Annotated in this window: 22 protein-coding genes, 1 tRNA gene and 1 pseudogene; 16 read left to right on the top strand and 8 right to left on the bottom strand. The window is 59.4% G+C overall.

Features of this window, described 5'->3' with window-relative positions; translation table 11 throughout:
* Positions 1-23 precede the first annotated feature (23 nt).
* From ABHV46_RS09265 to ABHV46_RS09230, 8 genes and pseudogenes are all read left to right on the top strand, one after another.
* Positions 24-1,229, top strand: coding sequence for an LL-diaminopimelate aminotransferase (locus tag ABHV46_RS09265; protein WP_438381232.1), 1,206 nt, complete (start codon positions 24-26; stop codon positions 1,227-1,229).
* Positions 1,226-2,539: a homoserine dehydrogenase gene (locus ABHV46_RS09260; RefSeq protein WP_336945725.1), complete on the top strand. Its 1,314-nt coding sequence runs from the start codon at positions 1,226-1,228 to the stop codon at positions 2,537-2,539. Before ABHV46_RS09265 ends, ABHV46_RS09260 begins: the two co-directional genes overlap by 4 nt.
* A gap of 84 nt (positions 2,540-2,623) precedes the next feature.
* Positions 2,624-3,616: a class II fructose-bisphosphatase gene (gene glpX, locus ABHV46_RS09255; RefSeq protein ID WP_035443016.1), complete on the top strand. Its 993-nt coding sequence runs from the start codon at positions 2,624-2,626 to the stop codon at positions 3,614-3,616.
* Positions 3,617-3,637: 21 nt separating this feature from the next.
* Positions 3,638-5,446 carry a single-stranded-DNA-specific exonuclease RecJ gene (recJ, locus tag ABHV46_RS09250; RefSeq protein ID WP_438381231.1) on the top strand — a complete coding sequence of 603 codons (1,809 nt, stop codon included), beginning with the start codon at positions 3,638-3,640 and terminating at the stop codon, positions 5,444-5,446.
* A 47-nt stretch (positions 5,447-5,493) separates the two neighbouring features.
* Positions 5,494-5,569 (top strand) — tRNA-Glu (locus tag ABHV46_RS09245).
* 129 nt (positions 5,570-5,698) lie between these two features.
* Positions 5,699-6,379, top strand: a complete 681-nt coding sequence (locus tag ABHV46_RS09240) for a site-specific integrase (RefSeq protein WP_438381230.1) — start codon at positions 5,699-5,701, stop codon at positions 6,377-6,379.
* A gap of 152 nt (positions 6,380-6,531) precedes the next feature.
* Positions 6,532-7,257 (top strand): annotated as a pseudogene (locus tag ABHV46_RS09235) (IS5 family transposase).
* Positions 7,258-7,384: 127 nt separating this feature from the next.
* Positions 7,385-8,833: an SH3 domain-containing protein gene (locus tag ABHV46_RS09230; protein ID WP_438381229.1), complete on the top strand. Its 1,449-nt coding sequence runs from the start codon at positions 7,385-7,387 to the stop codon at positions 8,831-8,833.
* 213 nt (positions 8,834-9,046) lie between these two features.
* Here ABHV46_RS09230 and ABHV46_RS09225 read toward each other — a convergent pair whose 3' ends face one another.
* Positions 9,047-9,811 (bottom strand): EAL domain-containing protein, encoded by a 765-nt coding sequence (locus tag ABHV46_RS09225; protein WP_438381228.1) that lies wholly within the window; start codon positions 9,809-9,811, stop codon positions 9,047-9,049.
* 258 nt (positions 9,812-10,069) lie between these two features.
* Here ABHV46_RS09225 and ABHV46_RS09220 point away from each other — a divergent pair, with 258 nt between their 5' ends.
* Positions 10,070-11,476: a glycosyltransferase 61 family protein gene (locus ABHV46_RS09220; protein WP_438381227.1), complete on the top strand. Its 1,407-nt coding sequence runs from the start codon at positions 10,070-10,072 to the stop codon at positions 11,474-11,476.
* 55 nt (positions 11,477-11,531) lie between these two features.
* Here the strand turns inward: ABHV46_RS09220 and ABHV46_RS09215 are convergent, their stop codons facing one another.
* From ABHV46_RS09215 to ABHV46_RS09195, 5 genes are all read right to left on the bottom strand, one after another.
* Positions 11,532-12,881 carry an inorganic phosphate transporter gene (locus tag ABHV46_RS09215; RefSeq protein WP_438381226.1) on the bottom strand — a complete coding sequence of 450 codons (1,350 nt, stop codon included), beginning with the start codon at positions 12,879-12,881 and terminating at the stop codon, positions 11,532-11,534.
* Positions 12,882-13,100: 219 nt separating this feature from the next.
* A complete protein-coding gene (locus tag ABHV46_RS09210) occupies positions 13,101-14,516 on the bottom strand; it encodes a sugar porter family MFS transporter (RefSeq protein WP_438381225.1) in 1,416 nt (471 codons plus the stop codon).
* 9 nt (positions 14,517-14,525) lie between these two features.
* On the bottom strand, positions 14,526-15,533 hold the full coding sequence (locus tag ABHV46_RS09205; RefSeq protein WP_438381224.1) for an asparaginase: 1,008 nt from the start codon (positions 15,531-15,533) through the stop codon (positions 14,526-14,528).
* A 40-nt stretch (positions 15,534-15,573) separates the two neighbouring features.
* Positions 15,574-16,059, bottom strand: a complete 486-nt coding sequence (locus ABHV46_RS09200; protein WP_438381223.1) for a hypothetical protein — start codon at positions 16,057-16,059, stop codon at positions 15,574-15,576.
* Positions 16,060-16,083: 24 nt separating this feature from the next.
* Entirely contained in the window at positions 16,084-16,584 is a 501-nt protein-coding gene (locus tag ABHV46_RS09195) for a Fur family transcriptional regulator (RefSeq protein ID WP_438381222.1), read from the bottom strand.
* A gap of 90 nt (positions 16,585-16,674) precedes the next feature.
* Here ABHV46_RS09195 and ABHV46_RS09190 point away from each other — a divergent pair, with 90 nt between their 5' ends.
* The 3 genes from ABHV46_RS09190 to ABHV46_RS09180 are packed head-to-tail and all read left to right on the top strand — an operon-like array spanning position 16,675 to position 19,010.
* A complete protein-coding gene (locus tag ABHV46_RS09190) occupies positions 16,675-17,538 on the top strand; it encodes a metal ABC transporter solute-binding protein, Zn/Mn family (RefSeq protein WP_438381221.1) in 864 nt (287 codons plus the stop codon).
* Complete coding sequence (locus ABHV46_RS09185) at positions 17,531-18,208, top strand: metal ABC transporter ATP-binding protein (RefSeq protein WP_438381220.1); 678 nt, start codon at positions 17,531-17,533, stop codon at positions 18,206-18,208. Before ABHV46_RS09190 ends, ABHV46_RS09185 begins: the two co-directional genes overlap by 8 nt.
* Positions 18,195-19,010 (top strand): metal ABC transporter permease, encoded by an 816-nt coding sequence (locus ABHV46_RS09180; protein ID WP_336947528.1) that lies wholly within the window; start codon positions 18,195-18,197, stop codon positions 19,008-19,010. Before ABHV46_RS09185 ends, ABHV46_RS09180 begins: the two co-directional genes overlap by 14 nt.
* A 33-nt stretch (positions 19,011-19,043) precedes the next feature.
* Here ABHV46_RS09180 and ABHV46_RS09175 read toward each other — a convergent pair whose 3' ends face one another.
* On the bottom strand, positions 19,044-19,169 hold the full coding sequence (locus ABHV46_RS09175) for a hypothetical protein (RefSeq protein ID WP_336947527.1): 126 nt from the start codon (positions 19,167-19,169) through the stop codon (positions 19,044-19,046).
* A 67-nt stretch (positions 19,170-19,236) separates the two neighbouring features.
* On the opposite strand from ABHV46_RS09175, the gene ABHV46_RS09170 reads away from it, so the two are divergent.
* The 4 genes from ABHV46_RS09170 to galE all read left to right on the top strand — a co-directional run bounded on the left by ABHV46_RS09170 (position 19,237) and on the right by galE (position 24,635).
* On the top strand, positions 19,237-20,718 hold the full coding sequence (locus ABHV46_RS09170) for a sugar porter family MFS transporter (RefSeq protein WP_438381219.1): 1,482 nt from the start codon (positions 19,237-19,239) through the stop codon (positions 20,716-20,718).
* Positions 20,719-20,912: 194 nt separating this feature from the next.
* On the top strand, positions 20,913-21,788 hold the full coding sequence (accD, locus tag ABHV46_RS09165) for an acetyl-CoA carboxylase, carboxyltransferase subunit beta (protein WP_336947525.1): 876 nt from the start codon (positions 20,913-20,915) through the stop codon (positions 21,786-21,788).
* 66 nt (positions 21,789-21,854) lie between these two features.
* Positions 21,855-23,168 carry a bifunctional folylpolyglutamate synthase/dihydrofolate synthase gene (locus ABHV46_RS09160; RefSeq protein ID WP_438381218.1) on the top strand — a complete coding sequence of 438 codons (1,314 nt, stop codon included), beginning with the start codon at positions 21,855-21,857 and terminating at the stop codon, positions 23,166-23,168.
* A 477-nt stretch (positions 23,169-23,645) separates the two neighbouring features.
* The gene (gene galE / locus ABHV46_RS09155; RefSeq protein WP_438381217.1) at positions 23,646-24,635 is read left to right on the top strand and encodes a UDP-glucose 4-epimerase GalE; all 990 of its coding nucleotides are present in this window, start codon (positions 23,646-23,648) and stop codon (positions 24,633-24,635) included.
* A 19-nt stretch (positions 24,636-24,654) separates the two neighbouring features.
* Here the strand turns inward: galE and hydA are convergent, their stop codons facing one another.
* Positions 24,655-26,049 (bottom strand): dihydropyrimidinase, encoded by a 1,395-nt coding sequence (gene hydA / locus ABHV46_RS09150; RefSeq protein ID WP_438381216.1) that lies wholly within the window; start codon positions 26,047-26,049, stop codon positions 24,655-24,657.
* Positions 26,050-26,055: the final 6 nt, after the last annotated feature.

Here is a 26,055-nt window from a genome sequence, read left to right as displayed (position 1 = left end):
CCCTGTGCCCCCGAGCCGAGAAAATGACCGAAGAGTTTCACCGTATCCGTCGCCTGCCGCCCTATGTGTTCGCCGAAGTGAACAAGGCCAAGGCCGCGGCCCGAGCGCATGGTGAAGACATCATCGATCTGGGCATGGGCAATCCTGACAGCCCCACACCGCCCCATATCGTCAAGAAGCTGGTCGAGACTGTGGCGGACCCGCGCAGCCATCGCTATTCGGTCAGCAGGGGCATTCCCGGCCTGCGCCGTGCGCTGGCAGGCTATTACGAACGCCGGTTCGGCGTAGATCTGAACCCCGAGACAGAGGTCATCGCGACTCTCGGATCGAAAGAGGGTCTGGCCAATCTGTCTTCGGCCATCACGAGCCCCGGCGATACGATTCTGGTGCCCAACCCCTCTTATCCGATCCATCAGTTCGGCTTCATTATCGCAGGCGCTTCGGTGCGCTCGATTCCGGCGACGCCCGACGAGGACATGCTGCGCGCGCTCGAACGCGCCGTGCGTCACTCCGTGCCCAAGCCCACGGCGCTGATCGTGAACTTCCCTTCCAACCCCACGGCATTCACGGCCTCGCTCGACTTCTATAAGGAGCTGGTAGCCTTCGCCCGTCGCGAGCAGATCTGGATCCTGTCCGACCTCGCCTATTGCGAGATCTATTTCGGCCACGAGCCGCCGCCATCGATCCTGCAGGTACCGGGCGCGAAGGACATTGCGGTCGAGTTTACCTCGCTGTCGAAAACCTATTCGATGGCAGGCTGGCGGATGGGGTTTGCCGCAGGCAACCCACATCTGATCCAGGCGCTCACACGCATCAAATCCTACCTCGATTACGGCGCCTTCACCCCCATTCAGGTCGCGGCTGTGGCAGCACTCAGCGGGCCGCAGGATTGCGTGACCGAAATTCGCGACATGTATCGCGAGCGACGCGACGTGCTGATCCGCGGATTGCATGCCGCAGGCTGGGATGTTCCCTCGCCCCAGGGCTCGATGTTCGCCTGGGCCCCCATCCCCGAGCGCTTTGCCGAAATGGGCAGCGTCGATTTCAGCAAGCTCCTGCTGAAAGAGGCTGGCGTGGCCGTCGCGCCGGGTCTTGGCTTTGGTGAATATGGTGAAGGCTTCGTGCGTATCGGTCTTGTGGAAAACACGCAGCGCCTGCGTCAGGCGACACGCGCCATCAAGACCTTTCTCAACAAACATGGCGTCCAACAGGCAGAGGCAGTTTCGTGAACGGTCAAACTCTTCATCTTGGTATTGCTGGTCTTGGCACAGTCGGGGCCGGCGTGGTGCGTCTGCTGCGCGAAAATGCCCAGGCCATTACGGCCCGTGCCGGACTCAGCATCGAAGTGGTGGCCGTCTCGGCACGTGATCGCACGCGCGACCGTGGCGTCGATCTGTCGGGTCTGACATGGCATGACGACCCGATCGCCCTTGCCGCCGACCCCAAGGTCGATGTGGTGCTCGAACTGATCGGTGGCGCCGAAGGCTCAGCCCGCGCGCTGGTCGAGGCCGCACTCAAGGCTGGCAAGCCGGTCGTGACTGCCAACAAGGCCCTACTCGCCATTCACGGGGCCACACTCGCCACGCTGGCGGGAGAAAATAACACCTCGCTCCTGTTTGAAGCCTCGGTGGCGGGCGGTATCCCTGCCATCAAGCTCGTGCGCGAAGGTCTGGCTGCCGATCATCTGATCCGCGTAGGTGGCATTCTGAACGGCACCTGCAACTACATCCTGACCGCCATGCGCGAAACGGGCCGCGATTTCGACGATATTCTCGCCGAGGCCCAAGCGCTGGGCTATGCCGAGGCCGACCCATCAACCGATGTCGACGGGTGGGACGCCGCGCACAAGCTGGCCATTCTGGCTGGCCTCGCCTTTGGGCGCCCGGTGCGCTTCGACAGCCTGCATGTCGAGGGTATTCGCAATATCGCCGCCTGCGACCAGGCCTTTGCCCGTGAAATGGGCTATCGCATCAAGCTTCTGGGTAGTGCACGCAGCGACGGTTCAGGCCAGATCGAGGCCTCGATGCGCCCCTGCATGGTGCCGCAATCGGCACCCATCGCCAATGTCGATGGCGTGTTCAATGCCGTTCTGACCGAAGGGGCCTTCAGCGGTCCCATGCTGATCGAGGGGCGCGGCGCCGGTGCAGGCCCGACGGCGAGTGCCGTTCTGGCCGACGTGATCGATCTGGCGCGTGGCACGGCGTTGCCGGTCTGGGGCATGGCGCCCCAGCCCGAGATCGCCTGCGCCCCACGCGAGACGCTGCGCGGCGCCTATTATCTGCGGCTCTTCGTTCAGGATCGCCCGGGTGTCGTCGCCGATATCACGGCAGCACTGCGCGATTACGGTGTCTCGCTGCGTGCGCTGTCGCAGCACGCGGCAGAACAACAGGTCCAGCCAGCGACTTCACAGACGGTTGTACCGCTTGCGCTTGTCACACATGAAACCAGTGAAGCGGCCATGCTTTCCGTCCTCACTGCCCTGAAACCCCTAAAAACCGTCATCGGCACACCTCTGCTCATGAAAATCGAGACTGTGTGATGTGGCAAAGGCGGCACTTACCGGCATAACAGAGCGTGTCGCAATTCCGGCTCAGCCGGATAGAGTACAGATAGGATTTACCGGATGCCTTTCTCTCCTAAGTATAAAGTGACGGATCGCAACCTCGCACTCGAACTCGTTCGCGTGACAGAGGCTGCGGCCATCTCGTCATCGGCCTGGACAGGCCGTGGGGAAAAGAACGAGGCTGACGGTGCGGCCGTTCAGGCCATGCGGGCTGCGTTCGACACGGTAGCGATCGAGGGAACGGTCGTTATCGGTGAGGGTGAGATGGACGAAGCGCCGATGCTCTATATCGGCGAAAAGGTGGGCGCTGGCGGGCCGAAGATGGATATCGCCGTCGATCCGCTCGAGGGCACTAATCTCTGCGCCAAGGACATGCCCAATGCCATGACCATGGTGGCGCTGGCTGAAAGCGGCAATTTCCTGCACGCTCCGGACATCTATATGGAGAAGCTGGTCGTCGGGCCGAACCTGCCCCCCGATCTAATCGATATCGATGCCCCCATCGAGACCACGCTGCGCGATCTTGCCAAGGCCAAGGGCAAGGATATCTCCTCCATCACCATGTGCGCCCTCGACCGCGAGCGTCATGAAGAGCTGATCGCCCGTGCCCGCGAAGCTGGCGCACGCGTCATGCTGCTGACCGATGGCGACGTAGCCGCTGCCATCGCCGCCTGTATGGATGAAAGCCGCGTAGACATCTACGCCGGTTCAGGCGGCGCGCCGGAAGGTGTTCTGGCTGCCGCTGCCGTGCGTTGCGTGGGTGGCCAGATGCAGGGCCGCCTCATGTTCGAGGATGAGAGCCAAGTCGAACGTGCCCGCTCGATGGATCCGGGTAACGACCCGACCCGCAAGCTTGGCCTGCACGACATGGCGCGCGGCGACGTGCTATTCTCGGCAACGGGCGTCACCACCGGGACGTTGTTGCGTGGCGTACGCTTTTATGGCCCGACCATTGCCCGCACGCATTCCATCGTCATGCGGTCGAAATCGGCGACGGTGCGCTTCATCGAAGGGCGTCACGATTTCTCCACCAAGACGTGGGCAGCTCACTGAACCCAGACTATAAGGGGGCGTATGTCTGACGCCCCCTCACTCATCGCCTCGCCAGAACCGGTTCTTTCGGTCCATTCCAGCGGTAGCGGAAGGGCCTGGGTCTGGCGCGATGATAGCCTCGCCACCGGCGATGGACGACTGGCTCTGGCCATGGCGCAGCGCGCCGCCATTCCTGAAATTCTGGCGCGCATCCTCCAGAGCCGGGGGGTGGACGCAACCCGTGTCGCGGCTTTTCTCGACCCGCGCCTCCGCGACTGGCTGCCGGACCCTTCCTGTCTACGCGACATGGACAGGGCGTCTGCCCGGCTGGCGGAAGCGGTCAGGGCCGGTGAGACGATCGGCGTCTTTGGCGATTACGATGTCGATGGTGCCTGCGGCACCACTATCCTGACCGAGACCCTGCGTGATCTCGGCTGCGCCGTCCATTTCCATATTCCCGACCGACAGAAAGAGGGGTACGGCCCAAACGGCCCTGCGCTTGAAGGGCTGCGCGAAAAAGGCGCCACGCTGCTGATATGCGTCGATTGCGGGACGGCCGCTGTATCGCTGCTCGACCGGCTAGGCGAGAGTGGCGACATCATCGTGCTGGACCATCACAAGCCCGATGGGGCGGTTCTGCCAAGCTGTATCGTGGTCAATCCCAATCGTTTGGACTGCGATTCCGGCCTTGGGCATCTCTGCGCCACCAGTGTAGCTTTTCTGACCCTCATCGCCACCTGTCGCGCGCTCAGGTTGTCGGGCTGGTTCGACACGCATGAAGAACCCGCCCTGCTGCGCAAGCTCGATCTCGTGGCCCTAGCGACAATCTGCGATGTCATGCCGCTGCGCGATCTGAATCGCGCCTTTGTGGCGCAGGGACTGCGCGTCATGGGAAGAGGCGAGCGGCTTGGTCTCGCTACCCTGGCCTCTGTGGCTGGTGTGAAGGAGACGGCCAGCGCCATGGCCTGCGGCTTCGGCATCGGACCACGCATCAACGCAGGTGGGCGCATTGCACAGGCCGAGCTTGGGGTGACGCTCCTGCTCAGCGACGATGCCTTCGAAGCGCGCGCGCTGGCGGAAAAACTCGACGAGATCAACCGCCAGCGCCAGACCGTCGAAGCGGATATTCTGACAGAAGCCTATCAGCAGGCCGAAGCGCAGCTCGAAGCGGGCCATGCCGCGCTTTTTCTGCATGGAGAGGACTGGCATCCCGGCGTGGTGGGTATCGTCGCAAGCCGTGTGCGCGAGCGATGCAATCGACCTATACTGGTAGGTGCGGTGCAGAATGGACTGATCAAGGGCTCGGCACGTTCGGTGCCCGGCATCGATATCGGCGCGGCCATTATCGGCGCGAGCCAGTCGGGCCTGCTGCTGACGGGCGGCGGCCACGCCATGGCAGCCGGTTTCTCTCTCCCACAGGACAAGGCTCAGGCCTTCCACGCGTTCCTCGACGATACCCTCGCCGAAGCACGCCAGCGCCCACGCCATGACGCGCTGTGTATCGACGGTATTCTGAGCCTGCGCGGTGCCACGGCAGAGATTGCGACCCAGCTCGCTCGGCTCGGACCGTTTGGCGCAGGGCATGAAGAGCCGATCATTGCCATAAGCCGCGTGCGTGCCGTCAAGACCGAGCGTATCGGTCGCGACGGCAATACGCTGCGCGTCATCCTGCAAGGCGAGGATGGCGGCAGGCTGCGCGGGCTGGTCTTTCGGGCTGCCGACAAGGCCTATGCGGCCCTGCTGGAAGACCGGGCCATGCCGGTTCTGCACGTAGCCGGTCAGTTGCGCTGCGAGCAATGGCAAGGTCAGGACATGCTTAGCTTTTTTATTTTGGACGCTGCCACGATTTAGGGTTGACCCCTTCCCGACGCTGGGATAATCAGCCGCTCACGCCTCCAGTCCCGTTCGTCTAGAGGCCTAGGACACCGCCCTTTCACGGCGGTAACACGGGTTCGAATCCCGTACGGGACACCACGGCATTTATCGCAGTTTTCTGCGGGATGCAGCGGATCAGAAGCAAAATCCTGATTTACCAAAATGTTGATTTTGAGCCATTCCTGAGCCAATCAGGAAATTATGGCTCTTTGGTATCAGGGGCTTCGCATGAGCGAATCAGAAAGATCAGGCATCGATCCCGCCACAGGTAAACCGCTCCCCAAGGGCGTATGGTACCGTGGTCCCGGCCAGTATCAGGCCCGCAAGATGGTCAATGGCAAACGCCTGAGAAAGACCTTCGCATCCTCGGCACAGGCTCGTCGCTGGCTCACTGAAAAACGCGCTGAAGTCGATATTCGCCAGTTCAAAGACACCTCGTCCCTCGACAAGACACCACTTAGACGACTGGTGGAACGCTATCGCGACGAATGCATGGCCCATCGCCAAGCGGATCGTACGGGTCACATCCCTGCCCTGCTCGATGACCTTGTCGTCGATGTCATGGTAAGTAAGTGGCAGCCTGCTGACGTTCGGGCTTTTCGCGAGCGCATGTTGTCGGACGGTTATGCGCCAGCGACCGTGGTCAAGCGGCTCAATCTCCTCGCCAGCATCGTTCAGCATGCGATCAGTGAATGGGATATCCATACGGTCAATCATGCTTCGGGCAGGGTTGTGAAACGGCCGCAAGGCGCTGACAGGAAGCGTAACAGGCGGTTGGCGATGCTTGATGGTGAGAACAGTTACCAAAGTGAATATGACCGCCTCGTAGAGATCGTTTCGACATCCGAGCATGCCGATGATATGTGGCTCGTCAGATGGTCGATCGAACAAGCCTGCCGTTTATCGTAGTCCGTTTCTCTCTGCTGGAAAGACATTGATTTCCGCAGTCGTACGCTGTCACTTATTAGGCCCAGGACCCATTGATTTGATGGCGGAGATCTGATTCAGGCTCTGTGAGGAGACTGAAGATGAGTGACCTGTATTGGCTGACGTAAGAGCAGATGGATCGTTTGCGGCCCTTTTTCCCGAAGAGGCATGGCAAACCTCGCGTTGATGATCGTCGTGTGTTGAGCGGGATCATTTTCGTGAACAGAAATGGTCTGCGCTGGCGTGATGCGCCTCGGGAATACGGTCCACACAAGACGCTCTACAACCGCTGGAAGCGCTGGAGTGCTATGGGGATCTTCATCCGCATGATGGAGGGATTGGCTACTGGCAAGGCAGAGCCTCAGACAATCATGATTGATGCGACCTAATCTCAAGGCCCATCGCACGGCTTCGAGCCTGCGGTTAAAAAAGGGGGCCCAGGCCGTTTGATCGGGCGGACCAAAGGCGGGATGAATACGAAGCTACATGCTGTCACTGACCGGAACGGACGTCCGCTCGACTTCTTCATGACAGTAGGTCAGATCAGTGATTATACTGGTGCTGCTGCCCTTCTGGGCAGTCTGCCATCAGCCGAATGGATGCTGGCAGACCGGGGCTATGACGCTGACTGGTTCAGGGATGCCCTGGAGGAGAAAGGGATCAAACCCTGTATTCCTGGCCGAAAATCTCGTTCAAAACCGGTCAAATAAGACAAACGGAAATACAAAAGACGCAACCGTATCGAGATCATGTTCGGCAGGCTCAAGGACTGGAGACGGGTCGCAACACGCTACGACAGATGCCCGACCGTCTTCTTCTCCGCAGTCTGCCTCGCCGCAACAGTCTTGTTTTGGCTATGAGTCCTCAGCCTAGACATGCACGTATTGAAAGGAAAGGCGGCATCACCGGATAGAGTATCGCGAACTACATTTTATCCTGTTTTCGTGTATATTGGAACTATATTCTCCTTGAACAAGAGGTAATGCCTTGAGACATCGAATTCCCACCCAGATACTACGTTCGTCCTGGCTTATCGCGCCTCTTGTCCTCGCTGCTTGTCAGAGCGGACCGGTTCGTGCGCCTCAAGACGCAGCGAGGTTGAACCCAGACTATATCGACCCGACCAAATCCGTTTTCCCTCTTACAAACTACTCGCAGTCGGTCGATCAATGGATCCTGGCCGGCGCTGACCCGACTGCGGTCCTTATCGACGCTGCAACCCAGCAGCGTTATTTCGCGGCGCTGAAATCACAATATTTCGGTATGGGCGATGACGGCCATTCCCCTTGGAATCCTGTCTTTATGGGCAAGATGCTCGCAACCGGCGTGGAAAGCACGCGCGACTGGGGTATCAATGCTTATCTGGGTGCGGCGCGTCAGTCCTGGGGGCAGAACTTCAGAATTCACGATGACGCGTGGAAAAATGCGGTGCGCGATAACGCCGCGGTAGAGATCGATAACGGCTATCACGCTGCCAATCGCGGTATCGCTCTGCGGGAAACCCTTGTGCGGGTGCTCCCTACAGATGATCCCGCCTATAACGACCCGCGCAAGGCAGGCGAGGGCTATCCGTTCGATAATCTTCAGATGTCGTCTGTGCGGCCTGGTACACCTGTCTACACACTGACCGTCAGTCGCGATCATCGCTGGAGATATGTTGTCTCGTCGGATGTCACAGGCTGGGTGCATTATGAGGATATCGCTCAGGCACGTGAGCCGTTCGTGAATAGCTGGGTCAAAATGGCGTCAGCACATCTCGGTGCAGCGACCCGTCAGCCCGTCTCGATTTTTGACGATAACGTTTTTCATTTCTCGGCCCGCATCGGTACGATTTTGCCGCTTAGAAGTGCTAAATCTGGCGTAACCGAGGTGGCTATCCCAGTGAGCGATGCCACAGGACATGCGCAGATCGCCTGGTACGCAGACCAGGATCAAGCCTTCGCACCGATGCCGCTAGCGATGAATCGCAGTAATCTCGCCATGCTTGTGCGCTCGCTTGTCAACCGTCCCTATGGTTGGGGCAATTATAACTTCTACAACGACTGCTCGGCGGAGCTGCGTAGTCTGCTCATACCCTTTGGCATCCTCATGCCGCGCAACTCGCTGGCACAGATCCAGGCGACAAGCCGCACCGTCGATCTGGGCAAGGCAGATGTGGAGGCGCGGCTCGATTATCTCGTTAAAAACGGCAAGCCGTTTACCACGCTCATTCACATTCCCGGTCACATCATGATGTATATCGGGAATACGACTGTGAACGGTCAAACTGTGCCGATGACGTATCAGGATGTCTGGGGCTTGCGTCCTGAAGACGCTGACGGCCGTAGTATTATCGGCGGGTCGGTATTCTTCCCGCTCATGAAGTCCTACCCCGAAAACACCAACTTGCAGTCGCTTGCGGGCAAGGCAAAGTTTGAAGTCGGCTTTATCGAATAGCCCTGGCGATGCGAAAGATCCTCGATCTGGGGGTCTTTCGCCATCTTGGCATATGGGCCAGTTATAAAATCGTGGCGCCTACCCGGATAGAAAGCCGGATACGCCAGCGTGAGTTTTTGATACTAGCGTAGTTATATCAACGGCTTGCGGAATAAACGAACAGGTCTTGCAAATCGAAGGTCGGGGGGGAAAATCTCTCACCAGACAGCCCGATCAATGCACCATGGGGAGTTCTGCCAGAGCAGGTTTTGCGTACACGTAGCCCTGTTGCAGCGAGATCCCGATTTCTGCGAGGGCGCTGGCCTCGCTTGCAGTTTCCACGCCTTCGCAGATGGGCGTGATGCCGAGCCCTTCGAGCATGGCAACCGTATGGCGCATCATGACTTGCTTGACGGGGGTGGTGTCGATATCGCGTGAGAGACCCATGTCGAGTTTCACATAATCAGGCTGAAACTGCGCCAACAGGTTGAGGCCAGCATAGCCGGCGCCAAAATCGTCGATCGCCGTCTTGAAGCCCATTGTCTCGTAGCTCTGCAGGATATGAAGGAGGTGGTTAGTGTCCAGAGCTTCATTCTCGCAGAACTCGAAAAGAATGTTCGTCGTCGGAAAATTAACGCGCTGCGCCGCTTCGAGTGTCGCCCCGATACAGGCGCTGGGTTCGTAGACGGCATTAGGTAGAAAATTGATCGACAAGAGCGCGCCCTGTTCGGCGAGCCCAAGCTCTGCTGCCAGGGCAATCGCGGTAACACGGCATTTCTGGTCGAAGGCATAGCGATTTTCAGGCGTGACGCGGGACAAGACTTCCTGTGCGCTGGCGCCATTCGTTCCACGAACGAGCGCCTCATAAGCGAAGACACGGCGGTTTGTGAGATCGACGATCGGTTGGAAGGCCATGGTAATAGGCAGGTCGAATCCGGCATCGTTACCGCAGCCTGTGCAGAGTTTACGCTTACCTCGTGACCAGAACGGAGCAATCATCGAGCCAAAACTCCCGTGCATCAGATTTGCGTTTTCCCGAACGCGGCAAAAGGTCACGGGTTCGTGAAACTTGCATGCAAGGAAGAAAAAATTGAGGCAGGACTGTAAAGCAGCTGCCTATCAGAAACCGTTCAGGTCACGGCATGAGATAAAGCAGGTAATATATTTGTGAATTTTCTCGAATTCGATATGATATGAAATCTAATATATGACTATATATCGAATGCAAAATAATAGAGAAAGATAATCTCATATATTATGGTCGAAGAATCTCATTGCGTCGATTACGGTCTGAAGGTTTTCGACATCGACCCTCCGATTCAGACCTTTCATGATACGCTCTATCTGCCCAGAATTCCTGGACATTATGACTCACAATACGGGGTGTACGATTTTTATGGCCGTATGATTCCCACTGCTGGGCCCCGTCGCGGCTGGCCGAACGCCGCTCTGGGACAGTCAGCGAGTTGCTGCATCAGCCCGTCGGGCGCGTTTCCCCCGTCGCCCGAACCGGCTTATTTCTATGGTGGTAACATTGTCCCTCATTATGGTCACTTCATCACCGAAACCCTGCCTCGCTACTGGTGCGGACGTCAGGTCTATGGTGGGCTGAAGATTCTCGTCCACGCCGAGAAAACACTCGCCTCTCTTTTCGCGCTTCCCTGGCTGGCTGACTTCTTTTCCCTGCTTGAGCTAGGTCGCGACGACTTCGTCGTTTTTGAGCGGCCCACGCGGGTGAAGTTGCTTATCATTGCAGGAACGTCGTTCGAGGAAAACCATTTTGCCCATCGCGTTTTTGCCAAGTATTGTAACGATCTCGGTGAAACCTATGGCGAGGATATCGCCGATGGGCGACCGATCTATCTGTCTCGGGCGGGATGCAATAGCCAGATGCGTCTCATCGACGGTGAGCGTGACGTTGCTGCCTATCTTGCGCGAGAAGGATTTTCGATCGTTGCTCCCGAGACACTGCGTCTGAGGCAGCAATTGCGCCTCTTTTCCGAACACCGGCCGACAACCGGCTTTGTCGGCTCTGCCTTTCACAACGACATTTTCTGCCCTAGACCCGCAGGTATAGCCATGACCTGCGATGGGCTGATTTCCTCGAATTTTGCGCTTATGGATCGGGCGAACAAGGCCCGTATACGGTACGTGACCGCCCCCGGAATCAAGCTTGAAAAATTTGTTCCGGGCCAACCGGCACTGTACCGTCTTGAGGATCCCATAAAAGCTGCGCGTGCCTTGATCGATCTCGTTTCTGCGCGCTTCTGGCGCGATGTCACGACACACGACCCTGAAGGCGTCGACAGAGAAAATGCCTACACGCTTCAAACTGACCATAAGAGTTTCGTGCAGATCGACCGTCAGACCGGCATCGTGCATCACGGTAGCGGTGAAGGGGAACGTATCGTCAAGCTGGTGGCTTATCTGGGTCGACAGGGCTGGGCGGCGCTCACGACCCCTCTGGGTGACTGCCTGTCAGTTGAAAAGGACAATAATCAGGGGGCAACACTCTACTACCGCTTTCATCGGTTTCCCGATGGAAGGGTAACTTTTTTCAGCAGCGAGACGCATCGCTTTCTCTGCGCCGTCTCCGACGGTCGGCTTTGCTGCGATCGCACCGAGCCCAGCGATTGGGAGTGCTTTACGCTTCAGGCGGTCTGAGGCGCGGTGGTTTGCGCGCCCTGTGACTCATGCCTGTTCCAGAAAAAAGCGTCCCTCAGTCCAGCGCGTAGAAGGCGCAGGCGGCGACGGTGATGGTGATCGGCAGAGTGAAGATCCAGGCGAGGGCGATCTTGGTGAGCATGCGCATATTGATGCCTGAACCTGCAGTAACCATCGTGCCCGCCACACCCGAAGTGATGATGTGAGTCGTCGAGACCGGCAGGCCTGTATAGCCGGCAGATGCGATCAACCCCGCACCGACCAGTTCCGAGGCGGCGCCCTGAGCCGGGGTGAGGTGGCGCTTGCCGATACCCTCACCGAGGGTTTTGACGATGCGCCGGTAACCGATCATGGTACCAATCCCGAGGCAAAGCGCGCTCAGGATACGCACCCAGTAAGGGGCATATTCAACTGTAGGGCGCAGCGTTCTCGCCAGACGGTCGCTTGTCGCCTTCTCGCTACCTGACGATGCCGGATTGGCTTTCACATCTCTCAGCCCGGAGAGGATCTCATAAACATCGCCGCGGATCTGCGCGGGCGTCGCAGGGCTGTCCACCCTCACGAGGCTGTCGATCGCGGCCAGAGCATCGGGCTTGAAGCTGTAGCGATCGTATTGCTCGATCAAGGGGCGAGCCTGCCGGGCTACCTGCGCCAGTTGCGCACGATCTGCCGGATGGTCGGGGTTCATGGCGAAGCTGGCAGGCATGAGGCCGATAATCGTCAGCATGATCAGACCGATGCTTTTCTGTCCGTCATTACTTCCGTGCGAAAAGCTGACCGAGGTGCAGGTCAGGATCAGCAGCGCCCGTACAACGGGGTGCGGGCTCTCATCCGGTTTCGGCGGTGTGAACAACGCTGGCATCTTGATCGCAAAGCGAATGATCAGATACAGCAGCCCAGCCAGAAAGAAGCCAAGCAAAGGCGAAATTGCCAGAGCCCGAAGCACTTTCCAGATCTGCCCCCAATCCACGCTATGCCCAAGAGCCCGTGCATGGACGAAGGAATCCCCTATCGCAATGCCGATAAGCGCACCGATCGTGCAATGCGACGAAGAGTTGGGAATACCAAACCACCAGGTGCAGAGATTCCACGCCAGAGCCGTGCCGAACAGGGCCACCAGCATCGGCACTGCCGGATTGCCATTGGGCGGCGTCAGCACATCGGGGGGCAGCAGCTCAACGAGCGTGTAAGCCACTGCGATCCCGCCCAGCAGCACGCCTAGCAGGTTCATCAGCCCCGACCAGATAACCGCCACGCGTGGCTTCAGTGAGTTGGTGTAGATGACCGTAGCGACAGCATTGGCCGTGTCATGAAAGCCATTGGCAAACTCGAAGACGCAAACCAGCAGGAAACAGATCGCCAGCATAACGAGCGAACCGGTAGAGGACGGGGCGAATTGAAGCATGTTTCTGGCAGCCTTCGCGTAAGAACTCCCCTAATTTCCGGCATTTGCCCCCTCTCGCAAAGAGAGACGCAGCAAGTTTCGTACAATCTTCATTTTTGCTTCATTTGCCTCGCTCTGCCCCAGCCCCCACCAAAGGGCGGTCGCCCTTTGAAAACCCATTTGAGGGGAAGGAGAGGGGCAAGCCCCTTTCCGGGTGGCGGGGCAGCGCCCCGCGTAACCTTAACGTCCGAGCTTGCGAAGCTTCTCGCCTGCCATGAGACGCTTCTCGATGACTTCCAGCGACATGCCCTTGGTCTCCGGCACGAAGAGGAACGTCAGCAGGATGAACGAGGCGTTCAGACCGGCAAAGAGCCAGAACGTGCCCGAGGTACCGAAGGTATTCATCAGCGTCAGGAAGCTGGCTCCAACCACCATGTTGGTGATCCAGTTGGTAAGCGTGGAGAGCGAGATGCCGAGATTACGGCCCTGCATGGGCTGGATTTCGGAGCACAGCACCCACATGAGCGGCCCGGCTGACATGGCAAAGCCCGTGCAGAACAGCAGCAGCAGAAAGATCGCGATGAACTTCGAGGTCTCGCCAGACATGTCCGTGTTGAGCAGCACGGCAAGAGCGGCCATGCCGAGCGCCATGACGGAGAAGCCGATATACAGAATGGGCTTGCGGCCCCATTTATCGACAAGACCGACCGCGATGAAGGTCGCGAGCATGTTCACAAGGCCGATAATGGCGGTGCACCACATCTGCGAGGTGGCATCGAAACCCGCGCTGGAGAGGATCTTCGGCGCGTAATACATGATGATGTTGATGCCAGCGAGCTGCTGCATGGCCTGCAACATGATGCCGAGCGCGATTGAGCGACGGAAATTCGAGTTGGTCTTGAGCAGTTCGAAGCCGTGCTGCTTGATCTCGAGCTGCTCGCGGATCGCCTTGATCTCCTTGGCAGCTTCAAGCGGGTCTTCACGCAACGAGAGCAGAACTTCGCGCGCTTCCTTATGGCGCCCCTGCATGATCAGCCAGCGCGGGCTGTAAGGCAGAAAGAGCACGCCCAGCAGGAAGAGAGCGGCCGGGATGGCAGCCACGCCGAACATCCAGCGCCAGTCACCCGAATACGAGAAATAGGTGTTGGACAGGAAGGCAATGAAGATGCCGACCGTGACCATGAGCTGATAGGTCGACACCATGGCGCCGCGGGTTGCCTCACTGGCAATCTCGGACAGGTAGAGTGGGGCCGTGAAGGCGGAAATGCCGACAGCCAGACCCATGACCACGCGAAAGCAGATCATGGAGGGAATCGACCAGCTGAGCGCGCAGCCGATCGAGCCGATCACGAAAATCGAGGCGCCGACGATGAGCGAACGCTTACGCCCCAGTGCATGGGCCATCCAGCCAGCCGCGAGGGCACCCACGGCTGCACCGGCCATCATCGAGCTGACGACCCATTCCTGCGCGAAGGTCGAGGCGTTGTATTGCTTGGCGAAGAAATCGAGTGCACCGGCAACAACGCCGATATCCAGACCGGACATCAGACCGGCAAGAGCTGCCAGCACGCCGATGACCACAATCTTGAATTTTGTTGCATCGAAAACCGACGCCAGTCCGCCTTCTGTGTTTCCGGCCTCTGTATCTATCGCCATGGGTTGGTCTTATCCTTTTCCAGCGGCACGCAACGTGCCGACTTCTCGTCCATTCCAGTTTTTCATCACCTGATGCGACAATCCGGTCAGCACGGCGCGGTCTGAATCAGACCAGCCAGCCTCATCGAACCCGAGCAGAAGCGAGGCTAAAGCCACCTCTGCCGCCCGGTTCGCGCCATCATCGGTCTTGATCGCAATGCCCAGCCCAAGTTCGGGCACGGACGCGACCATCACCCCTTCTGCACCCATCTTGCAGAAGATTCGGCTACCGAAATGCGCCATCAATATCGTATCGAAACGTCCGCTCCCTGCCACCATGAAGGGCTCGGACGCGACAGCAGAACGCAGACGTGCGGCTGCCGACGCATGACCCGATGAAAAATTTCTTCCTGTGCCGAAACGGGCGAAACCTGTAGCCAGCGCCGAAAGCGGGATGGCGTAGGTCGGCATGGAACAGCCATCGAGACCGCGATTGTCCTCATTATGTGGGATGGATGTTGCCATGACAAGCGCATCGGTCACCTGGCGCTGCGCCTCGTGACTGGGGTCGATATAGCCTGCCGGGTCGAGAGACTGGTCGATCGAAAGGCAGATCAGACCGGCATGTTTGCCTGAACAGTTATTATGCAGAGCAGTCGGTGTCGCGCCCGTAGCGGCAAGGGCGTGGGCGGCCTCGTCGAAGGTTGGCCAATGGGCGCCGCATTCGAGACAGGTCAGGGTCTGGCCGACCTTGGCCAGCATGGCGGCAGCGGTTTCGGCATGGCGGGGTTCACCGCCATGAGAAGCGCAGGCCAGCGCCAGCTCGGCATCGGTCAGACCGAGGCGGTCGGCAGCGCCGGTTTCCACCAGAGGCAGGGCCAGAAGGGCCTTGACCGTCGAGCGTGGAAAAACTGGCCTGTCAGTGGCACCATGTGCCTGAATGACCCGGCCGGTATCGTCCATAACAGCGATACGGCCGAGATGAAGGGATTCGATGCGTCCACCGCGCGTGACTTCAGCGAGGGCGATATCGTCCATGACTGGATCCTTATATAACGATCAGGAGTAGAAACCGGCTTCAGCCGATCGGTATCTGTCGCGACAGCAGATAGCAGGCTGCGCCCAGACGCGCACTCATATCGGGGTCATCTTCCAGCCAGGGCGCGACATGGGTCCTACGTACGCGCAGCAGAGTCGTCCCGGTCTCGGCAGGCTCTTCGGCAGCGGCGGCAAAGAGCGGCAACAGCGCAGGCCGTTCGCAGAACATCAGGGGCGCGCGGGCATCCAGCGTCAGCCCCTCCTCCATCATAGACCGCGCCTGTGCAGCAGGAAGTAGGCTGTAAAGCCAGCCATCATCGCGCTCTTTCTCGGAGAAAGCGCGCGTCGTGACAATGAGAAGAGGAGCTTCTTCCGGCATCAGGCGGGTGCGTCTGACTGGGGGGACATAATCGAACAGGTCAGGCTGCTCGCGAGGTGCGTCTTCCTGTTTCGAGACGCGGGTCATGCGTTTGCGGCGGGAGTGCAGGGCACCGCCCGTAAGCGGAAAGCTGTCAGCGCGGGACATGGCGCAACACGCGGTTCAGAAAGATCAGCCCTGCTGGCAAATAGCGCAGAGCCCTTCGATTTCGACCGTCGATTGATGCGGCTTGAAACCGATCTTCTGCGCGGCACTGGCGATGGCGTGCGAGATTTCGCTGTCTTCCACCTCGCTGACCGCGCCGCAGCCGCTACAGATCAGAAACTGGGCACGATGGCCGCAACCGTGACCATGATGGCACTCCAGACGATGAGCGCAGCCGATGAAGGCACTCATGCGCTCGATACGGTGAATCAGGCCCTGAGCCAGTAGAAAATCGAGCGCGCGATAGACCGTGGGAGGCGCGGCATTGCGCTGATATTGCCGAAGATGGTCGAGAATATCATACGCGCCGACAGGCTTGCTGCTATCGAGAATCAGGCCCAGCACGAGGCGCCTGGTATCGGTCAGGCGGCTGGCACGTGTGGTACAAAACGCGGCAGCACGGTCGAGCAGCGCGAGAATCTGGGGGGAGAACGGGTCCAGTTCGGTCGTGGCCGTGCTGCTGAGCATGAAGGAATTCCTTTTCCGGCTTGTCCTGACCAGAGTTCCGCCTCTATATCGCGTATCTCAGTCGTTATAATATAACTAAAGGCGACTTTTTTGCGCCAGACCCTGTTCCTGCTGATCTGCTTTCTGACCTTGCTGGGCTCTGCCAGAGCCGAGCCGGTAAGGATTTTTTGTGCCGAGGCGCTCTGGTGCGATCTGGCCGAAACCCTTGGGGGCAGCACCGTCAGCACGACCAGTATTCTCACCTCGCCGCGCATCGACCCGCATGATTTTCAGGTCACGCCCGATATGGCGCGCAAGCTGGCCGATTCCAATATCGTGCTGATGATGGGCGGACATTATGATGACTGGGTACCTCCTTTGCTGGCTGCCCAGCCCAGTGCGTCGCGCCATGTGATTTCCGTCGCCTCGCTGGCAGGACTTGGCCCAACCGACAACCCCCATCTCTTCGACGATCCCGAAGCGGTCAGACGCCTGGTCGCCGCGCTCTCGACCGAGTTGGTTGGGCGTCTGCCAGGTGACGCGGCGGCGATCGGCGCACGTCAGAGCGATCTTAACGCCATGATCGCGGCCCTTGCCGAGCGGCTGAAAAAGCTCCGCCCCCAGACGCAGGGCATGAAAATTGCTGTGGCCGAACCCGTGGGCGGGCCGCTGCTTCAGGCGCTCGGGATCGAGGTGATCGACCCGGAATTTGCCATGGCAACCATGAATCATGACGATCCGGCGCCACGTGACGTCGCGCGTCTGGAAGATGCGCTTCGCGAAAATCAGGTGCGGATTCTGATCGTCAATCCGGCTGTCAGAAGTCCGTCTCTGGCCCGTATCGAGGCGCTGGCGCGGAAATCGCATGTGGCCGTTGTGAGCTTCGACGAATTTCCCGAGTCCGGGCAGCCTTGGCAGGACTGGATGAAAGCCCGGCTCGACCGGCTGGCTACCGCGCTCGGTATTCATGGCTGAGACCCCTTCTGCGATCCGGCTGGATCGGGTGACGCTGAGCCATGGTGCACGCGTGCTTGTCGAAAAGACCGATCTCGCTCTGGCGCCGGGCAGCTTTACTGTGCTGGCGGCAGCCAACGGCCACGGAAAGACCACGCTGATGCGTGCCCTTCTCGGGCTGCATCCCGCTCGCGAGGGCAGGATTACGGTTCTGGGCCGCACGCCGCAGGCCGCGCGGCAAATGATCGGCTATATGCCGCAGGAGCGCAGGCTGCCTGCTCCCCAGATGACGGGGCGTTCCCTGATTGCCGCATCGTGGCACGGCACGCGTTTCGGTCTGCCGGGCTGGGGGCGTGGAATTGCGAAGGGCCTGAGGACCGCGCTGTCGCTCACCGGCGCCGAGGCACTGGCCGAGCAGCCTCTGAGCCAGCTTTCCGGTGGGGAAAGACAGAGGCTTTTTCTGGCCGAGGCGCTGCTCGACAGCCCCGCTTTGCTGATTCTCGATGAACCGCTGAGCGGCATGGATATCGAATGGCAGCATAAAATCCTGACCATGCTGCTGGCGCGCTGCCGCGAGACAGGCATGGCGGTGCTGATGTCGTGCCATGGGCTTGAGGCGGTCAGACCTTTTGCCGATCATCTGTTGCAGATCTCCAAGCACAAACTGGAGCTGAGCGATGCTGCATTATGAATTCATGCAGAATGCCTTTCTGGCTTCCGGTGTCGTGGCAGTGCTGAGCGGGCTGGTCGGCTGGTTTCTGGTGCTGCGCGGCCAGAGTTTCGCCGGGCACGCCCTGTCTCATATCGGTTTTGCCGGGGCGACGGGGGCTGTGCTGATCGGGCTGTCACCGCTCATGGGCATGGCGCTTTCAGCCGTGACCGCCGGACTGGTTCTGGGCTGGGAGGCGGAAGGTGATCTGCGCGCCAATGCCGCCACCGCTAATCACCGGGACAGCGTAATCGGGCTCGTTCTGGCTGCAAGTCTCGGGTTGGGGCTTCTGTTTCTGCAATGGCAGCATGCGCCGGTCAGCAGCACGACTGCGCTTCTGTTCGGCAATGTGCTTGGGGTGGATCACGCGACCCTGCGTCTGTTGTTCCTGCTCGCTGGGCTTTGTCTGGCGGGGCTGTGCTTTCTGGCTCGTCCGTTGCTTTTCGCGAGTCTCGACCCCGATCTGGCGGCCGCGAGAGGCGTCAGACTGAGGCTCGTCGCCTGCGGCTTCATGAGCCTTGTGGCACTGGCAACGGCCATCTGTTCGGAAACGACCGGAATTCTTCTGGTGTTCAGTCTGCTTGTCGGCCCGGCCGCCTGCGCGCTGAGGCTGGGTCTCGCCCCCTGGGCAGGTCTGTCCTGCTCGGCCCTTCTGGCGCTGGCGCTGTCATGGGGCGGGCTCGTTCTGTCCTGGTATACCGATGCGCCAGTATCGTTCTGGATCAGCCTCGGCGCTGCACTCAGCTATGTCGCGGTGCGATTTCTTGCCCCGGTAACGCGCTGACTATTCAACCCGCGATGACGAGGCGGGTATTGTTCAGTTGAGATGCCAGTCGAGCAGCATGATTCCCACGATAAAGGCTGCCAGCAGGATGTGCATGATGATCAGCTCACGTACATTGATCGTGGGCACGTCGGCTTTTTGCTTGGTCGGTCTGGCCATGAAAGGCTCCTTTTTCCTTTTTACCCTGCGAATTTAAACCAAATAGCGGGTACCCGGTTATATCGTCATGAAAAATAATTCAGAGACGGTTCGCCCCGAAGCGACGCATCACGACGATCATCCGATCGAGGTTTCGCCCTACGCGAAATACATCCTGATTCTGGCCGCCGTCGTGGCGGCCATATGCGGTGGCCTTTACGGCTATGACACGGGCATTATCTCGGGTGCCCTGCTGCTGATCTCGGATGATTTCCATCTCAGCAGCACGATGCAGGAGATGGTGGCTTCAGCCATTCTGGCAGGCGCCATTCTCGGCGCGCTGGCGGCAGGATCGTTCTCTGAAAAATACGGTCGCCGCGCTTGCGTGACGTTAGTGAGCGGGGTGTTCGTTCTGGGGGCGCTGGCCTGTGCGTTCTCGCCCGATGTCTGGCTGCTGATCGTGTCGCGCGTGTTCCTTGGTTTTGCCGTGGGCGGCTCGACCCAGGTTGTGCCGATGTATATCTCCGAGCTGGCCCCCGCCGAGAAGCGCGGCACACTGGTGACCATGTTCAATGTTGCGATCGGGCTTGGCATTCTTCTGGCCAATATCATCGGCTATACCGAGCGCGAAGCCTGGGGCTGGCGTCCGATGGTCGGCCTCGCCGCCCTTCCTGCGGCCATCGTCTTCGTCTCGATGTTCTTCATGCCCAAGAGCCCGCGCTGGACGGCAGAAAACGAAGGCATGAAGCGCGCTATCATCGAGCTGGGGCGTATTCGTACGTCCAAGAAGGTCATCCGCAAGGAAGTGCGCGAAATGCGCGAAAATGCGGAGGCTGCCGATCCGAAGAACCGCGGCTGGAAAGGGCTTTTCCGCCCCTGGGTACGCCCTGCTCTGGTGGCAGCGCTGGGTGTGGCGTTCTTCACTCAGTGCGGCGGCCTGGAGATGATGATCTATTACGCGCCCACCTTCCTGCGCGATGCCGGCTTCGGGGCGTCTTCCGCCCTCATGGCGTCTCTGGGCGTTGCCATCACTTACTGCATCATGACCTTCATTGGCTGCCTGATCGTCGACCGCGTCGGGCGTCGGCGTCTCATGCTGATCATGGGACCGGGCTCTATCGTGAGCCTTATCGGGCTCGGCATCGTGTTCGCCATGCATCCCGCACCGAACAGTGTCGGGTCCTACCTGGTGATCGTGTTTCTGCTGCTGTTCATGGCGTTCAACTCGGGCGGTATCCAGGTCTGTGGCTGGCTGCTTGGAGCGGAGATGTTCCCGCTGTCGATGCGCGGTCAGGCCACGAGCCTTCATGCCGCAACGCTCTGGGGCTCCGATCTGCTGGTAACCGGGACAGCGCTGACACTGGTGCAGCTCATCACGCTTGGCGGCACGATGTGGTTCTATGCCGCCATTAATCTGGCCTCGGTGCTGTTCATCTTCTTCTTCGTGCCTGAAACGGCGGGCGCCACGCTTGAGGATATTGAACTGGCCCTGCATGAAAAGCGCTTCCGCCCGACGCGTGGCCAGACGCGCATCGTCTCCGAAGACGAGCAGGAGGAAGCTGCCGCCTGAGTGCGCCGGCTTCTTTCGATCGGGAAGTGACAGGCAGGGCGGCCCTTTCAGCAGGAGCCGCCCTTTCTTGTGGAACTGGCATTACGATCAGAAGATCGCTAAAAGCACCCTCATAGTGACTGGAGCCATCCAGACCGCAGCGTCCCGGCGCATGGGGCTTTCCGCATGCGGGACAGGCGAGAAGTAGGATCAAGATGAGCTGGCTGACCGAATACGTTCGACCGAAAATCCGTGGCCTTTTGCAGCGCGAGGTGCCCGATAATCTCTGGACCAGCTGTGACTCCTGCTCGCAGATGATCCTCATCAAGGATCTGGAGAAGGCACAGCGCGTCTGTCCGCATTGTAACCATCACGGCAAGGTCAAGGCCACTGAGCGCCTCGACTGGACGTTCGATGATGGCAAATACACCAGGATCGAACTGCCCAAGGTTCCCAGCGATCCGCTCGGCTTTCGCGACCAGAAGAAATATGCCGATCGTCTGAAAGACGCCAAGACCAAGACTCATCTCGATGAGTCGCTGGCCGTCGCCCATGGCAAGATTGGCGGTCACGACGCGGTCGTGGCGGTAATGGCCTATGAATTCATGGCAGGCACGATGGGCACGGCGCTTGGCGAGGCGTTCATTGCTGCCTGTCGTCTGGCCGTGCTGCAAAAGGCCGCGCTCGTCATCTACACGGCTTCTGGCGGCGCCCGTATGCAGGAGGGCGTTCTGTCGCTCATGCAGATGCCGCGCACGACCATCGGCGTCGAGATGCTCAAGGATGCCGGTCTGCCCTATATCGTTGTGCTGACAAACCCGACGACAGGCGGTGTCTCGGCGTCTTTCGCCATGCTGGGCGATGTCCAGATTGCCGAGCCAGAGGCGCTCATCGCCTTTACCGGTCCGCGCGTGATTCAGGACACGGTGCGCGAAAAGCTGCCTGAAGGCTTCCAGCGCTCGGAATATCTTCGCGACCATGGCATGGTCGATATGGTCGTGTCGCGTCATGACCTGCATGCGAAGCTTGGCAGCCTGATCGGCATGATGATGAACAAGCCTGCCGCAGTGGCGACAGTCGAAGCCGCCTGACAGACAGACTGACTGCCCCCGCTCTGTCGACAGAGCGGGTTTTTTGCTGCCTCCCGGATGATTTCCATGACGACCAAAGCGCCCCCGGCCAAGCTCAGCGATGAATATGAGGGTCGGACCGGCGCCGTTCTGGCCCGGGTTCAGGCGCTTTATCCCAAGCTCATAGACCTCTCTCTCGATCGCCTTCATGCCCTGTTGGGGAAGCTGGGTAATCCAGAGCGTTCGCTACCCCCGGTCATTCATGTGGCAGGCACCAATGGCAAGGGCAGCACCTGCGCCACGCTGCGCGCCATCGCCGAGGCGGCGGGATGGTCGGTGCATGTCATGACCAGCCCCCATCTGGTGGACGTCACCGAGCGTTTCCGTATTGCCGGAAAACTGGTGAGTGAAGACGCTCTTGTCGTAACGCTCGAAGAAATCGAGCGCGTCAATGCGGGCGATCCCATCACTGTCTTCGAAGTTCTGACGGCGGCGGGGCTTCTGCTTTTTGCGCGCAACAGGGCCGATCTGGTCATACTCGAGGTCGGTCTCGGCGGGCGTCTGGACGCCACCAATGTGGTGGCACGGCCTTCGGCCTGTGTGATCACCCCCGTCGATCTCGATCATCAGGCTTTTCTGGGCGATACGCTGGCGCTGATTGCCGCAGAGAAGGCCGGAATCATCAAGCCGGGAGTTCCGGTCGTCTGCGCAGCCCAACAGGAAGCGGCACGATCTGTGATAGAGGCACAGGCGGACGCCTGCGCTGCGCCTCTGTGGCAGGTCGGACGCGAGATCGGCGTCGAGCAGCAGGCCGATGGCACTCTTGCCTATCACGACCCCCTGGGCGTGCTCGCCCTGCCTGCCCCCGGCCTCAAGGGCATTCATCAGACTGGCAATGCGGCTTTGGCCGTTGCGGCGCTGCGGGCTAGCGGCTTGCCGGTGCCGGAAAAGGCCTGGGCCGGTATCGCTGAAACGCAGTGGCCAGCGCGCTTGCAGCGTCTGGAAGGCAAGCTTGCAGCGCAATTACCCGAAGGCTGGGAGCTCTGGCTCGATGGAGGTCATAACCCCAACGCAGGCGAGGCGCTTTCTCCCACGCTAGCCGCCTGGTCCGACCGGCCTTTGCATGTGATCGTGGGTATGAAGCAGAGCAAGGATGCCTCAGGCTTCCTGCGTCCGGTTCAGCGTCATGCCACAAGCCTATACGCCGTGAGCGAGGAAGGTCAGCATCTCGCCCTTCCGGTCAGCGACATCGTGGCCGCTTCTGGCGGTGTGGCACAGCCCGGCCTGACCATCGCCTCTATTCTGCCCGGCTTGCAAGGGCCGCCGTCCCGCGTGCTGATCTGTGGCAGTCTCTATCTGGCTGGTGTGGTGCTGAAACAGGACGGATCGATCCCACGATAACGGCGCTGTGATCGAGGCCTTTGGCGGGTCGGCTGGTCAATCAGGCTCTTTTTTGATTTCAGAAGCAGCTTCTGCAGCGTTTTGTCGGAAGTTTGCTCCCTTCCTATCCTCAGATGATATCATTTGCAGGTCACGCCTGGGTCGGAAGAAAGTTGGGGAGCAAAACATTTGGAAAATCCAGGAATAAAAAACAAGTCATGGCATTTATTGCCACGATAACGATAAATTTGATTCAAGATTCAGATATTTTTTGTTACTATTTAGAATAATAAAGAAAAATCATACGTTTAATTCGGTAGAAAATTGGAGAATGCGCAATCCTGATCCTTGGGCGAGACGTTTCATGCACGTCGTTCGCTTAAATGAAGAGGGTATGGAAAGCTCATTTCTCACTGTTTTTTCTCTCTGCCGGGTTGAACGAGCCGCCATGAATGTGAGCCATTCACATCGGGCTTCGAAAGTGGAGAGAAGGAAGCGATGCGTTATCTGGTGGCTGGCGGGGCTGGATTTGTAGGCAGTCACGCCGTTCTCAGCCTTCTCGATGCTGGTCATGAGGTGGCCGTGCTCGATAACCTCAGCACGGGTCATCGCAAGGCTGTTCCTGCGGGTGCAAGCTTCCATCATGTCGATCTGATGGATCTGTCGGCGACTCAGGATGTTCTGGCAAGCCAGTCTTTCGACGGGGTGCTTCATTTCGCAGCGTTGTCTCTGGTGGGTGAGAGCATGGCCGACCCGCTGCGCTATTTCGAGCATAACGGGGTTTCGTCTCTCAACCTGATTCGGGCCTGTGTCGATAATGGCGTGCGTAAATTCGTCTTTTCTTCAACGGCAGCGCTGTTTGGCGGGCCGGAGCGCGACGAGCCAATTCCGCCCGATGCCCTGATAGAGCCAGGCTCTCCCTACGGAGAGAGCAAATATATGATCGAGCGTGTGCTCCATTGGGCCGATCGCATATACGGCTTGCGTAGCGCCTGCCTGCGCTATTTCAATGCAGCGGGCTCAGACCCGGCAGGACGCGCCGGCGAGGACCATCGGCCTGAAACCCATCTGATTCCTCTGACCATCGACGTGGCGCTCGGTCGTCGTCCTGCGCTCAAGGTCTTCGGCACAGATTACCCGACGCGCGATGGTTCCTGCGTACGTGATTATCTGCATGTGGGTGATCTCGGCACGGCCTATTCTCATGCCCTTGACCAGATCGATGATAAGAGCGTCGTTTTCAATCTGGGCACCGGTTGCGGATATTCGAATATCGAAGTGATCGAGGCGGTCGAACGTGTCAGTGGGCGCAAACTACCCTGGGAAGCCGCTCCGAGGCGTGGGGGCGACCCGGCCACGCTGGTCGCCGATCCATCTCAATTCATGAAAGATACAGGTTGGTCCCCGCGTCTTTCGGCGCTCGATATGATCGTCGAAACGGCTTTCCGCTGGAGAGAATCGCATCCAGAGGGCTATGGCATCGCATGAATGCCGGGTCCGGGCGCGCTCACAGGGAGCGTGCCTGCCCCAGCGGCGCGCGTTTGACATAGCGCCCTTTGCCGCGCTCAGCGCGCAGAATGCCATCCTCCCAGACCACGACCCCTTGGCTGATTGTCTTTTTGGCCTGGCCTGTCAGGGTCATGCCTTCATAGAGGGTATAATCGACGTTCTGATGCAGGTCGCGCGCCGTAATGTTTCGGCTGGCTGAGGGGTCCCACAGCACAAGATCGGCATCGGCGCCGGGCGCGATGCAGCCCTTGCGGGGGTAGAGATTGAAGATACGCGCAGTATTGGTCGAGGTGATGGCCACGAACTGCTCGGCGCTCAATCTTCCGCTGACCACGCCATGGTGCCACAGAACGCTCATGCGCTCTTCTATGCCAGGCACCCCGTTGGGAATGCGGGTGAAATCATCGCGCCCGCGTAGTTTCTGATCCTGGCAGAAGCAGCAATGATCCGTTGCTGTGGTCTGCAATTGTCCCGAAACCAGACCGCCCCAGAGCGAATTTTGATGAGATTGCGGTCGGAAGGGCGGGCTCATGACATGGCGCGCTGCCTTCAGCCAGTCACTGTCTCGATAGACGCTTTCGTCAAAAACGAGGTGCTGGGGTAGAACCTCACCATAAACCCTGAGCCCCTTGAGTCGCGCGGCGGCGATGGCCTGCGTTGCCTCCTCGGTCGAGACATGCACGACGTAAAGTGGTGTGTCGTCAAGCGCGGCCAGAGTGATGGCGCGCTGTGCCGCCTCGCCCTCTATGGCGGGCGGGCGGGAGAGCGGATGGGCCTGTGGCCCCGTCTCACCCTGCGCCAGAAGCTGGGCCTGCAGAAACGCGATGGCGTCGCCGTTTTCGGCATGGACGGTGCAGAGCGCGCCCAGCTCTCTGGCGCGCTGCATCGAACGAAGAAAGACAGTATCGTCGATCATCAGCGCATTTTTATAGGCCATGAAATGCTTGAAGGAGTTCACGCCGCCCTCGGTCACGAGGCGGCCCATATCCTCGTGAACCTGAGCATTCCAGTGCGTCACGGCAACGTGAAAGCCGTAATCTGCTGCCGCTTTTTCGGCCTTGCGCCGCCAGTCGCGCCAGGCGTCGTAGAGGGATCGTCCCTGCTCGGGAATGACGAAATCGATGATGCTCGTCGTGCCACCCGCAAGGCCTGCCGCCGTGCCGGTAAAGAAATCGTCGCTCGCCGTGGTGCCCATGAAGGGCATTTCCATATGGGTATGCGGGTCGATACCGCCCGGCATAACCAGAAGCCCGCCCGCATCGACGAGAGCGCATCCGGTCGGCGGCGCGAGATCCGGCCCGATCTCCGCGATCCGGCCAGCATCGTCGCAAAGGATATCAGCTCTGAAACGCCGCTCTGCGGTAACGATCGTCCCGCCCTTGATCATCAGCATGTGCAT

This window comes from Asaia sp. BMEF1 (assembly GCF_051628905.1).
Classification (GTDB): Bacteria; Pseudomonadota; Alphaproteobacteria; order Acetobacterales; family Acetobacteraceae; genus Asaia.
The sequence above is the reverse complement of the archived record's forward strand: the minus strand, read 5'-3'. Positions and strand labels throughout refer to the sequence as shown.